The organism is Streptomyces sp. NRRL F-6676, from assembly GCF_000725625.1.
Lineage (GTDB): Bacteria > Actinomycetota > Actinomycetes > Streptomycetales > Streptomycetaceae > Streptomyces.
On the sequence record NZ_JOHS01000016.1, the window covers coordinates 57,914 to 69,798 of the forward strand.

Sequence of the window (11,885 nt, forward strand, 5' to 3'; positions counted from 1 at the left end):
ATTCACCGCTCTCCGGACGAACGCGCCCGCGGGGCGCGCCGTCGCATCGTGTTCCATCTCCTGGCGGCCCGAGGGCCTCCAGCCCGCTTTCTACCAAAGCGAGGTTGCCGCATGGCGAGCGCCGCCCGCGCAGCGGGGTCGTCGCGCGCGAAGGCGATCAGCAACCCGATGGCGAACATGGTCGGCAGCAGGGCGGACCCTCCGTAGGAGAACAGCGGGAGCGGGACACCGGCGATCGGCAGCAGACCGAGCACCGCACCGACGTTGATCACCGCCTGCGCGGTGATCCAGGTGGTCACGCCTCCCGCGGCATACCTCACGAAGGGGTCCTCCGTGCGTCCGGCCACGCGGATACCCGCATAGCCTAGAGCCGCGAACAGGGCGAGCACCGACAGTGTGCCCGCCAGGCCCAGTTCCTCACCGGTGATGGCGAAGATGAAGTCGGTGTGGGCTTCGGGCAGTTGCCCCCATTTCTCCACGCTCGCGCCGAGCCCGGAACCGAACAGTCCGCCGGAGGCGAGCGCGTAGATGCCGTGCACCGCCTGCCAGCAGGAGTCGTCGGGGCCGGGGTCGGTGGCGCCCAGGCAGCCGAGCCGGGCCATGCGGTTGGGGCTGGTCCTGATCAGGACGGTGCCGATGAGCGCGGCGATGCCGAGCACGCCGGCGAACATCCGGGTCGGCGCCCCGGCCAGCCAGAGCAGCCCGAACAGGATCGCGGTGAGGATGATCGCGGTGCCCATGTCGCCGCCGAGCATGATCAGTCCGAGCAGCAGCCCGGCGGCGGGGACCAGCGGCACCAGCATGTGCTTCCACTGGGTCAGCAGCCGTTTGTCCTGTTTGCGGGCGAGCAGGTCGGCGCCCCACAGCACCAGCGCCAGCTTGCCGAACTCGCTGGGCTGGATCTGGAAGGAGCCGCCGAGCGAGATCCAGTTCTGGTTGCCGTTGACCGCGACCCCTATCCCCGGCACCTGCACGAGCATCATCAGGAAGACCGAGCCCGCCAGGATCGGGTAGGCCAGCGCGCGGTGCAGCCGCACCGGCATCCGGGAGGCGGCGAGCAGCAGCCCCGTGCCGATCGCGGCGGCCAGGAACTGCTTGCGGAAGAAGTACGAACCCGACAGCGACATCTGCAACGCGGTGATCTGGGAGGCCGAGTAGACCATCACCAGACCGAGCCCGGTGATCAGCAGACTGCTGCCGAGGATCAGGTAGTAGGCGGTGAGCGGCCGGTCCCACGCCTTGCGCGCCCGCGCGTGCAGACGGTGCAGGGCCGAGTTGCCGGGGGGCCGGACGGCGGAGGCCGGGGGTCTCCCGCCGGGCGGGCGGGGTGCGGTGCGGCTACCGGGCATCAGCGGCACCCGCCAGGACGTGTCGTCGCCTCCGGGTGCGGCCCGGGGCGAGTGCCCCGGGGCTCGGACCACATCGCATCCACGCGTCCTCCCATCCCGGCACCGCCGGCAACGGCAGGCCCGGATCAGCCGTCCGCGGAACCGAGTTCGCGGACGGCCTCCGCGAACGCGTCCCCGCGCTTGTTGTAGTTGGTGAACATGTCCATGGACGCGCAGGCCGGCGCCAGCAGTACCGTGTCGCCCGGCCGCGCGAGTTCGCGCGCCTCGAGGACCGCCGCGCGCATCGCCCCAGTGTCTGTCCGGTCGAGGTCGACCACGGGTACTTCGGGGGCGTGTCGCGCCAGCGCCTCGCGGATCAGCGCGCGGTCGGCGCCGATCAGCACGGCACCGCGCAGCCGGCCGGCCGCCCCGGCGACCAGTTCGCCGAAGGTCGCGCCCTTGGCGAGCCCGCCCGCGATCCACACGATCGACTCGTACGCCGCCAACGAGGCCTGTGCGGCATGGGTGTTGGTGGCCTTGGAGTCGTCCACGTAGGCCACCCCGTCCACATCGGCGACGTGCGCGATGCGGTGCGCGTCCGGGGTGAACGCGCGCAGCCCGTCCCGTACGGCGCCGGCGGGCACCCCGTAGGCGCGCGCGAGGGCCGCCGCGGCAAGGGCGTTGGCGATGTTGTGCGGAGCCGGGGGCCGCACGTCGGAGACCTCGGCGAGCTCCTGCGCGTTGCTCTGCCGGTTCTCGACGAAGGCGCGGTCGACCAGGAGGCCGTCCACCACGCCGAGTTGGGAGGGGCCCGGGGCGGAGAGGGTGAAGCCGACGGCGCGGCAGCCCTCCTCGACGTCGGCCTCGCGCACCAGGTCCTCGGTGGCCTTGTCGGCGACGTTGTAGACGCACGCCACCTGGTTGCCTTCGTAAATACGCCCCTTGTCGGCGGCGTAGGCCTCCATGGAGCCGTGCCAGTCGAGGTGGTCGGGGGCGAGGTTGAGGACGGCGGCGCTGTGCACGCGCAGCGAGGGCGCCCAGTGCAGCTGGTAGCTGGAGAGTTCCACGGCGAGCACGTCGTACGGCTCGCCGGTCTCGTCCGTGCCGGCCAGGACGACGTCGACGATCGGGGTGCCGATGTTGCCGACGGCGGCGGTGCGCAGCCCCGCGGCCCGCAGGATCGAGGCGAGCATCTGCGTGGTGGTGGTCTTGCCGTTGGTACCGGTGACGGCGAGCCAGGGGGCCGCGCTCGCGCCGTTCCGCCCCCGCAGCCGCCAGGCGATCTCGACGTCGCCGACGACGTCGACACCGGCCGCGGCGGCCGCCGCGAACAGCGGCGAGGTGGGCTTCCAGCCGGGCGAGGTGACGACGAGTCCGGTGCCCTCGGGCAGCGTCTCGGCGTCGCCGAGGCGGACGGTGATGCCGTCCGCCGCGAGGGCCTCGGCCTTCTCGCGCTGTGCCGCCGAGTCGCCGCCGTCCACGACGGTGACCTCGGCGCCGAGGCCGGCCAGGGCGCGGGCGGCGCTGACGCCGCTCACGCCGAGGCCGGCGACGGTGATGCGCAGCCCCGCGAACTCGTGGGCCGCGGCGGCCCCCTGGATCCCGCCGGAGGTCACTTGGCGGCCGCCCATCCCGCGTAGAAGAGGCCGAGTCCGACGACCACGCAGATGCCCTGGATGATCCAGAAGCGGACCACGACAAGGACTTCGGACCACCCCTTGAGTTCGAAGTGGTGCTGCAACGGCGCCATCCGGAAGACGCGCCGTCCGGTGGTGCGGAAGGAGCCGACCTGGATGACGACCGACATGGTGATGAGCACGAACAGACCGCCGAGCAGGGCGATCAGCAGTTCGGTGCGGGAGCAGATCGCGAGGCCGGCGAGCGCGCCGCCGAGCGCCAGCGAGCCGGTGTCGCCCATGAAGATCTTGGCGGGCGAGGTGTTCCACCACAGGAAGCCGAGGCAGGCGCCCATCAGCGCGGAGGCGATGACGGCGAGGTCGAGCGGGTCGCGCACCTCGTAGCAGGCCTGCGGGTTCATCAGGGTCGCGGCGTTGGCGCACGACTCCTGGAACTGCCAGACGCCGACGAAGGTGTAGGCGCCGAACACCATGACCGAGGCGCCGGTGGCCAGGCCGTCCAGACCGTCCGTCAGGTTCACGCCGTTGGACATCGCGAGGATCATGAACAGGGCCCACACGACGAACAGGACGGGGCCGATGCTCCAGCCGAAGTCCTGCACGAAGGAGATCTTGGTGGAGGCCGGCGTCTGCCCCTGCACATTGGGGAATTGCAGGGCGAGCACCGCGAAGGCGATGCCGACGATGAGCTGTCCGGCCATCTTGGCCTTGGCCCGCAGGCCCAGCGAACGCCGCTTGACGATCTTGATGTAGTCGTCCAGGAACCCGACCACTCCCATCCCCGCCATCAGGCCGAGCACCAGCAGGCCGGAGAAGGTCGGTGAGGCGTCGGCGTCCGGGTCCAGATAGGCCGTGATCACCTTGGCCAGGAAGTACGCGACGATCGTGGCGAGGATGAAGGCGATGCCGCCCATCGTCGGCGTACCGCGCTTGCTGGCGTGCTCGCGCGGGCCGTCGTCGCGGATGTACTGGCCGTAGCCCCTGCGGGCCAGCAGCTTGATCAGCAGCGGGGTGCCGACCAGGGTCAGGAACAGACCAATGACTCCCGCGAACAGGATCTGCTTCATCATCGGGCTGCGACCTCACCCTCGGCACCGTTCTCGAGCAGCGCCTGGGCCACGCTCTCGAGCCCGACCGACCGGGACGCCTTCACGAGTACGACGTCTCCCGGGCGCAACTCGCTGCGCAACAGGTCGACCGCCGCCTGTGCGTCGGACACGTGCACCGACTCCTCACCCCACGAACCCTCGTTATATGCGCCCAGTTGCAGCCAGGACGCTTCCCTGCCCCCGACCGCGACGAGCTTGCTGACGTTGAGCCGGACGGCCAGCCGCCCGACCGCGTCGTGCTCGGCGAGCGCCTCGTCCCCGAGCTCGGCCATCCTGCCGAGCACCGCCCAGGTCCGCCGCCCCCGTCCCATGGCCGCCAGCGCGCGCAGCGCGGCCTTCATGGACTCGGGGTTCGCGTTGTAGGCGTCGTTGACGATGGTCACGCCGTCAGGGCGCTCGGTGACCTCCATGCGCCAGCGGGAGAGGGAGCCCGCCTCCGAGAGCGCGGTGGCGATCTCTTTCGCGGACATGCCCAGCTCATGGGCGACGGCGGCCGCGGCGAGCGCGTTCGACACGTGGTGCTCACCGTACAGGCGCATCGTCACATCGCTGCACCCGGAGGGTGTGTGAAGGCTGAACGAGGGCTGTCCGGTGGCCGTGAGCGTCACGTTCTCGGCGCGTACGTCCGCTTCGTCGCTCTCCCCGAACAGCAGTACCCGTGCCTTCGTGCGGGAGGCCATGGCCTTCACGTAGGGGTCGTCGGCGTTGAGGACGGCGACGCCGCCCTCCTCGGCCGGCGGGAGGCTCTCGACGAGTTCGCCCTTCGCCTGTGCGATCTGCTCGCGCCCGCCGAACTCGCCGATGTGGGCGGAGCCGACGTTCAGGACGAGGCCGATCCGCGGCGGGGTCAGCTCGGTGAGGTACCGGATGTGGCCGATGCCGCGGGCGCCCATCTCCAGGACGAGGAACCGGGTCTCGGCGGTGGCGCTGAGCGCGGTGAGCGGCAGCCCGATCTCGTTGTTGAGCGAGCCGGGCGTGAACACCGTGGGCGCCTTGGTGCGCAGCACCTGGGCGATGAGGTCCTTGGTGCTGGTCTTGCCGGCCGAGCCGGTGAGCGCGACGAGGGTGGCGCCGAGCCGTTCCACCACGTGCCGGGCGAGGGCGCCCAGCGCCCGCGGCACGTCGTCCACGACGATGGCGGGCACGCCGACGGGCCGGGAGCCCAGTACGGCCACCGCACCGGCCTCGACGACGGCCCGCGCGTAGTCGTGGCCGTCCACGCGCTCGCCGACGAAGGCGGCGAACAGGCTGCCGGGCACCGCCTCGCGGGAGTCCCGGACGACGGGTCCGGTGACCATGACCGACGGATCCGGTATGTCGTGCGTCTGCCCGCCGACAGCTTCTGCGATCTCGGCGAGGGAGAGGGCGATCACAAGTTCATCCCTGGGTCTGCTGGATAGCTTCGCGGAGCACCTGGCGGTCGTCGAAGGGACGTACCACCCCGGCGATGTCCTGGCCCTGCTCGTGGCCCTTGCCGGCCACCAGCACGGTGTCGCCGGGCCGGGCCCGGGCGACGGCGGCGGCGATCGCGGCGGCCCGGTCCTCGAAGACCTGCACCTCGCCCCGTTCGTGCGCGGGCACCGAGGCGGCGCCCTGGAGCATGGCGGCGAGGATGGCGAGGGGGTCCTCGGAGCGGGGGTTGTCGGAGGTGAGGACGGCGGTGTCGGCGAGCCGCGCCGCCGCCGCGCCCATCGGGCCGCGTTTGGTCGTGTCCCGGTCGCCGCCGCAGCCGAGGACGATGTGCACCCGGCCCTTGGTGACCTTGCGCAGCGCCTTGAGGACCGACTCGACGGCGTCCGTCTTGTGCGCGTAGTCGACGACGGCGAGGTAGGGCTGTCCGGCGTCGACGCGCTCCAGCCGGCCGGGGACGCCGGGCACGGCGGCGACGCCGTCGGCGGCCGTCTGCGGGTCGAGCCCGGCGGCGGCCAGCGCGACGATCGCGGCGAGGGTGTTGGCCACGTTGAACGGGCCGGCCAGCGGCGAACGGGCGGTGAGGCGGACGCCGTCCGGGCCGCACACGGTGAACGTCGAGTCCAGCGGGCCGACCCGGACGTCCTCGGCCCGCCAGTCGGCGTCCGGATGGCCCTCGGCGGAGTACGTCACGACCGGCACCGTGGCCTGCTCGGCGAGCCGGCGGCCGTACTCGTCGTCGGTGTTGACCACGCCGAGCCGGCTGCGGGCCGGGGTGAACAGCTGCGCCTTGGCCTGGAAGTAGTCCTCCATCCCGGAGTGGAACTCCATGTGCTCCGGGCTGAGGTTGGTGAAGACGGCGATGTCGAAGACGCAGCCGTCGACCCGGCCCAGCACCAGGGCGTGACTGGAGACCTCCATGGCGACCGCCTCGACGCCGCGCTCGCGCATGACCGCGAACAGGGCCTGGAGGTCGGTGGCTTCGGGGGTGGTGCGCTCGGACTTGATGCGCTCGTCGCCGATGCGCATCTCGACCGTGCCGATCAGCCCGGTGGACTTCGCGGTGCGCAGCCCGCCCTCGACCAGGTAGGCGGTGGTGGTCTTGCCGGAGGTGCCGGTGATGCCGATCTGGAGCAGGTCGCGGCCGGGCCGGCCGTAGATCGTGGCGGCCAGCTCGCCCATCCGCGCGCGCGGGTCCTCCACGACGAGGACCGGCAGCCCGGTGGCGGCGGCGCGTTCGGCACCGCTCGGGTCGGTCAGCACGGCGGCGGCGCCCAGGCCGGCCGCCTGGGTGACGAAGTCGGCGCCGTGCAGACGGGCGCCGGGCAGGGCGGCGTACAGGTCACCGGGGCGGACGGCGCGCGAGTCGTGGGTGATGCCCGTGACGTCGGCGGTGGCCCCGGGGGCGGCGGCACCCAGCTGACCGGCCAGTTCCGCGAGGGGTGTGGCGGCGAGGCGCTCCGGTCGGGGCGGCCCGGGATAGGTCACGGATGCGCCCTTCTGGGTGGTTTGGGACTGATCGGCGTGTGGCACGGCGGTGAGCGTACCGGGCTCCCCGGGCGCGGGGCGAAGCGGAGGGCTGGGCGGTCCTTGGTTCCCGGAGCCGGGAGTGATCGTCGTCACGGGCACGTTCCTGATCGGTCTTGCGGGGGTGTACGGCGGGGGCGCGCGTACGGCGGTCTGCGGGGTCCCGGCCGCGGCCGTGGGGGTCGCGGCCGGGGGGCCTCACGGGGTGCGGGTCATGGCTTGAACTCGACGGGCAGGTCGGCGGGGGCCGCGCCGGTGGGCGGGACCTGGAGGGTCTTCAGGGCGAACTCCATCACCTGCTTGTAGATCGGCCCGCAGATCTGGCCGCCGAAGTAGCTGCCCGAGGTGGCGTTCTGGATCGCGCAGTAGACGGTGATCCGGGGCTTGTCCGCGGGGGCGAACCCGGCGAAGGACGAGGTGTAGCCGTGGTATCTGCCGGTGGCCGGATCCACGCGGTTGGCCGTGCCCGTCTTCCCCGCCACCCGGTACCCCGGAATGCGTGCCTTGAGTCCCGTGCCCTGCTCGTCGTCGACCACCGACTCCAGCATCCTGGCGAGGGTCTTGGCGGTCTTGGCGCTCACCACCCGGCTGTGCTCCGGCTTGGCGGCCGGCGTGAACTGCCCGTCGGCGCCCTTGGTGCCGCGCACGAGGGTGGGTTCGACGCGGACGCCGCCGTTGGCGATGGTGGAGTAGATGGAGGCCGCCTGGACGGCGTTGAGGGAGAAACCCTGGCCGAAGGGGATCGTGTACTGCTGCGAGGTGGACCACTTGCCGGCGGGCGCGAGGATGCCCTTGGTCTCGCCGGGGAGGTCGAGCCCGGTGGGCTTGCCCATGCCGAACTTGCGCAGATAGGAGTAGAGGACCTCGTTGGCCTCCTTCTGCGTCTTGCCGAGTTCGCCGGTGGCCAGGATGGTGCCGATGTTGCTGGACTTGGCGAGCACGCCGTTGAGCGTCAGGTGCCAGGTCTCGTGGTCGATGTCGTCCGAGAACAGCCGGTCGCCGCGGTGCAGCCGGTTGGGCACGACGACATGGGTGGCGGGGGTGGCCACGTTCTCCTCCAGGACCGCCGCCATCGACATCACCTTGGCGGTGGAGCCGGGTTCGTAGGCGTCCTGGACGGCCGCGTCGCCCAGCGCCGAGGGGTCGGCGTGGGCGAGGTCGCCGGGGTCGAAGCCGGGGGCGTTGGCCATGGCGAGGATCTGTCCGGTGCGGGTGTCCTGGACGATCACGTAGCCGCGGTCGGCCTTGGACTTCTTCACCTGCTCGCTGATGGCGTTCTGCGCGGCGAACTGGATGTCGCGGTCGATGGTGAGTTCGACGTCGCTGCCGGGGACGGCCGGGGTCTCGGTGGAGCTCGCGGTGGGCACCAGCCGGCCGCCGGACTGGGTGTAGCGGATCTTGCCGTCCGTGCCGGAGAGCTGCTTGTCCAGCATCTGTTCGATGCCGCCGCCGCCCTCCCCGGCGGCGTTGACCCAGCCCAGTATCCCGGCGGCCAGATCGCCGTTGGGGTACACCCGCTTGCTGCTGGGGTCGTGCAGGACGCCGGCCAGGACGTCGACGACACCGCTGTCGGTCTGTGCCTTCTCCACGAGCGTGGACCGTACGTCCTGGATCTGCTTCCAGACCTCGGGGGTCTGCCGGCGGGCGAGCAGTACGTATCGGGTGTTGCGGTGCAGCTTCTTGGCGAGGGTCTCCTCGTCCTGGTTCAGGATCGGGGCGAGCAGGGCGGCGGCCTGCTCGGGACCGTCGTCGATCTTGAGCTGCTCCTTGGTGAACATCATCGGGTCGGCGGTGATGTCGCTCGCGTCCACGCTGGTGGCGAGGGTGACGCCGTTGCGGTCGGTGATCCCGCCGCGCTCGGCGGCCAGCACGTGGGCGACGTACCGGTTCACGTCCGCCTTGGCGGTGTACGTGGCGGAGTCGACGGCCTGCACCTGGAGCAGCCGTACGACGAAGACGGAGAGCACCAGGGCGAGCGCGACGCCGACCATGCGCAGCCGGGGGCGGGGCCCGGCGAGCCGGATGGTGCGCGGCATGGCGCGGGAGGGGGCCGGGCGGCGCACGGGGCGGGCGCCGGGCCCCGGCCGCCGGGGGCCGCCGGAGCGCTCGGGCCGGGCCGGCCGGGCGGACCGGGCGGGGCCCGGCACACGGCGGCGCGGCGGCTGCCTTCCGGGGTCGTCAACCACTTCCGTCACCTGCCGGGGATCGTCGCGGGCATTGCGGGGGCGGTGGGGCCGGGGGTGGCACCGGGCGCGGGGGCGGTGCCGGGCGCGGGGGCGGTGCCGGCCGGGGTGCCGGGGGCGCTCAGGGGCTGGGCGGCGGCCGTGCCGGTGCTCGGGGCCGCGCTCACGCCGGGGCTTTCTCCGGCGGTGCCGCCGGCGCTCTCGAGAGCGGACTGTTCGAGGGTCTCGTCGGACGCGGCCGGGGAGGGGTCGCCCTTGACCGTGCCGTCGGGGCCGAGGAAGGCGGGGGTGCCGCCGGCGACCATGCCGAGTGCGCGGGCGCGGCGCTGGAGGGCGTCGGGGGCCGAGTAGGCGTCCACGTCGCGCTGGAGCGCCTGTTCCTCGTCGGTGAGGTCCTTGGTCCGCTGTTCGAGGTCGTCGAGCCGGAACGACCCGGCGCTGAGGGCGGAGTTCAGCATCAGCAGGCCGATCAGTCCGCCGCCGAGCAGCAGCACGACCAGCAGCACGAACGGGGTGCGGGCGGCCCGCCCCCGCGCCGCCGGGAACAGCCGGGCGAGCCGCGCGGCCCGCCCCTTGAGCTGCGGTCTCCTACTCACGTGCCCTCCCGGTCCGGGTCGGTCCGGTGCGCCGCCCACGGTGCCTCACTCGGCGTCCTCCCGGATGCGCTCGGCCCCGCGCAGCCGGGCCGGAGCGGCCCTGCGGTTCTCGGCGATCTCCTCCTCGGTGGGGAGTTCGGCACCGCGGGTCAGGAGCTTGAGCCGGGGCTGGTAGCGCTCGGGGACGACGGGCAGCCCGGGCGGCGCGGTGGTGGCGGCACCGGCCGCGAACACCTGTTTGACGAGCCGGTCCTCCAGCGAGTGGTACGACAGCACCGCGATCCGCCCGCCGACGCCGAGCGCCCCGACCGCCGCCGGGACCGCCCGTTCGAGGACGGCGAGTTCGCCGTTGACCTCGATGCGCAGCGCCTGGAAGGTGCGCTTGGCGGGGTTGCCGCCGGTGCGCTTGGCGGCCTGCGGCAGCGCGTCCCGGATCACCTCCACCAGGCGGGCGCTGTGGGTGAACGGCTCCTTCTCGCGCTCGCGCACGACGGCGGACACGATCCGCTTGGCCTGCTTCTCCTCGCCGTAGGCCCGCAGGATGCGCACCAGTTCGCCCGGCAGATAGGTGTTGAGCACCTCGGCGGCGCTCGTCCCGGCCGACTGGTCCATGCGCATGTCGAGCGGGGCGTCCTGGGCGTAGGCGAACCCGCGGTCCGCCTCGTCGAGTTGCATGGAGGAGACGCCGAGGTCGAACAGCACGCCCTGCACCCGGGCCAGGCCCAGCCGGGCGAGGACGGCCGGGAGTTCGTCGTAGACCGCGTGCACCAGGGTGGCGCGGTCGCCGTACGGGGCGAGGCGCTCGGCGGACAGCCGCAGTGCCTCCTTGTCGCGGTCCAGGGCGACGAGGCGGGCCTCGGGGAAGCGGGCGAGCAGGGCCTCGCTGTGGCCGCCGAGACCGAGGGTGCAGTCGACGACGACGGCGCCGGGCCGCTCCAGCGCCGGGGCCAGCAGGTCCAGGCAGCGGTGGAGCATCACCGGGACGTGCCTGCCGGGGGCCGGGCGGTGCCCGCCCTCACCCTGCTGCCCGTGTGCGGCCGGTCCCTGCCGGTCCTGCGGCTCCTGCGCCTCGCGCGCTTCCAATCCCGGGCCCTTCCAAGTCGGGCGCGCCGCGCGCGCACCGCCGGGTCCCCGCCCGCTCGCCGGGGAGGTGAGGGACCGGCCGGCGCCGGAAGCGTCGGCCGACCGGGGCGGGAGGGGCCGGGCCGTACGTACGCGCCGCGCACGCGGGGAAGCCCCGGCACCGAGCCGGAACTTCCCGTGGTGAATGCTGAGCTGAGGAGCAGGGAGGACGTCTCGCCTGCCGCTTCGCGCCACTTTAGTCCACGGTGTCTTGCCGTCAATCAACCGGCCTGCGCGTCGCGCCGGTACCGCGGACGGACCCCGGAGAACCCGGAATCACCCGCACGGCGGCGGGCTCACCGTTCGTGTGGAGTGGCTCACAACACGCCGCGATGGCGCTCTTTGTCCGTTTCGCACAGCAGGACGGGGCCGCCCCCGACCAGTAACGTCATGAGTATGACGACATCCGCATCCTCTTCCGCCGCCCCCGGGGCCGCCACCGACGGCCCCGTCATCGACAGCCTCGTCGAGGCCAACGAGCGGTACGCCGAGGCCTTCACCGACCCCGGGATGGATGCCCGGCCGGTGCGGCAGGTGGCCGTGGTGGCGTGCATGGACGCCCGCCTCGACCTGCACAAGGCGCTCGGTCTGCGGCTCGGCGACTGCCACACCATCCGCAACGCCGGCGGCGTGGTCACGGACGACGTGATCCGGTCCCTGACCATCAGCCAGCGCGCGCTCGGCACGCGCAGCGTGGTCCTCATCCACCACAGCGGCTGCGGCATGGAGTCGGTCACCGAGGACTTCCGGCACGAGCTGGAGATGGAGGTCGGCCAGCGCCCGTCCTGGGCCGTCGAGGCGTTCCGCGACGTCGACCAGGACGTGCGGCAGTCGATGCAGCGGGTACGCACCTCGCCGTTCCTGCTCCACACCGACGACGTGCGCGGCTTCGTCTTCGACGTGAAGACCGGCAAGCTGCGCGAGATCACCCCGGCCTGAGCGGGGCGCAAAGCCGCGTAAGCATGACAAAACG

9 protein-coding genes are annotated in these 11,885 nt (G+C 72.7%); 1 reads left to right on the forward strand and 8 read right to left on the reverse strand.

All coding sequences use genetic code 11. The features are described from left to right. Positions 1 to 2 precede the first annotated feature (2 nt). The 8 genes from ftsW to rsmH all read right to left on the reverse strand — a co-directional run bounded on the left by ftsW (position 3) and on the right by rsmH (position 10,873). Positions 3 to 1,349 carry a putative lipid II flippase FtsW gene (gene ftsW, locus IO29_RS13280; protein ID WP_030380322.1) on the reverse strand — a complete coding sequence of 449 codons (1,347 nt, stop codon included), beginning with the start codon at positions 1,347 to 1,349 and terminating at the stop codon, positions 3 to 5. Positions 1,350 to 1,474: 125 nt separating this feature from the next. Beyond that, on the reverse strand, positions 1,475 to 2,959 hold the full coding sequence (murD, locus tag IO29_RS13285; protein ID WP_051707571.1) for a UDP-N-acetylmuramoyl-L-alanine--D-glutamate ligase: 1,485 nt from the start codon (positions 2,957 to 2,959) through the stop codon (positions 1,475 to 1,477). Next, a complete protein-coding gene (gene mraY / locus IO29_RS13290) occupies positions 2,941 to 4,032 on the reverse strand; it encodes a phospho-N-acetylmuramoyl-pentapeptide-transferase (RefSeq protein WP_030380324.1) in 1,092 nt (363 codons plus the stop codon). Before mraY ends, murD begins: the two co-directional genes overlap by 19 nt. Next, on the reverse strand, positions 4,032 to 5,447 hold the full coding sequence (locus tag IO29_RS13295; RefSeq protein WP_030380325.1) for a UDP-N-acetylmuramoyl-tripeptide--D-alanyl-D-alanine ligase: 1,416 nt from the start codon (positions 5,445 to 5,447) through the stop codon (positions 4,032 to 4,034). The genes mraY and IO29_RS13295 overlap by 1 nt, the downstream gene beginning before the upstream one ends. A gap of 4 nt (positions 5,448 to 5,451) precedes the next feature. Next, positions 5,452 to 6,972 carry a UDP-N-acetylmuramoyl-L-alanyl-D-glutamate--2,6-diaminopimelate ligase gene (locus IO29_RS13300; protein ID WP_030380326.1) on the reverse strand — a complete coding sequence of 507 codons (1,521 nt, stop codon included), beginning with the start codon at positions 6,970 to 6,972 and terminating at the stop codon, positions 5,452 to 5,454. A 251-nt stretch (positions 6,973 to 7,223) separates the two neighbouring features. Then, positions 7,224 to 9,197 carry a peptidoglycan D,D-transpeptidase FtsI family protein gene (locus tag IO29_RS13305; protein WP_033225402.1) on the reverse strand — a complete coding sequence of 658 codons (1,974 nt, stop codon included), beginning with the start codon at positions 9,195 to 9,197 and terminating at the stop codon, positions 7,224 to 7,226. Between the two features lie 5 nt (positions 9,198 to 9,202). Next, on the reverse strand, positions 9,203 to 9,790 hold the full coding sequence (locus IO29_RS13310) for a cell division protein FtsL (RefSeq protein WP_030380328.1): 588 nt from the start codon (positions 9,788 to 9,790) through the stop codon (positions 9,203 to 9,205). A gap of 45 nt (positions 9,791 to 9,835) precedes the next feature. Continuing rightward, entirely contained in the window at positions 9,836 to 10,873 is a 1,038-nt protein-coding gene (gene rsmH, locus IO29_RS13315) for a 16S rRNA (cytosine(1402)-N(4))-methyltransferase RsmH (protein ID WP_420705367.1), read from the reverse strand. Positions 10,874 to 11,308: 435 nt separating this feature from the next. Here rsmH and IO29_RS13320 point away from each other — a divergent pair, with 435 nt between their 5' ends. After that, positions 11,309 to 11,851, forward strand: a complete 543-nt coding sequence (locus IO29_RS13320) for a beta-class carbonic anhydrase (protein WP_030380330.1) — start codon at positions 11,309 to 11,311, stop codon at positions 11,849 to 11,851. The last annotated feature ends 34 nt before the right edge of the window (positions 11,852 to 11,885 follow it).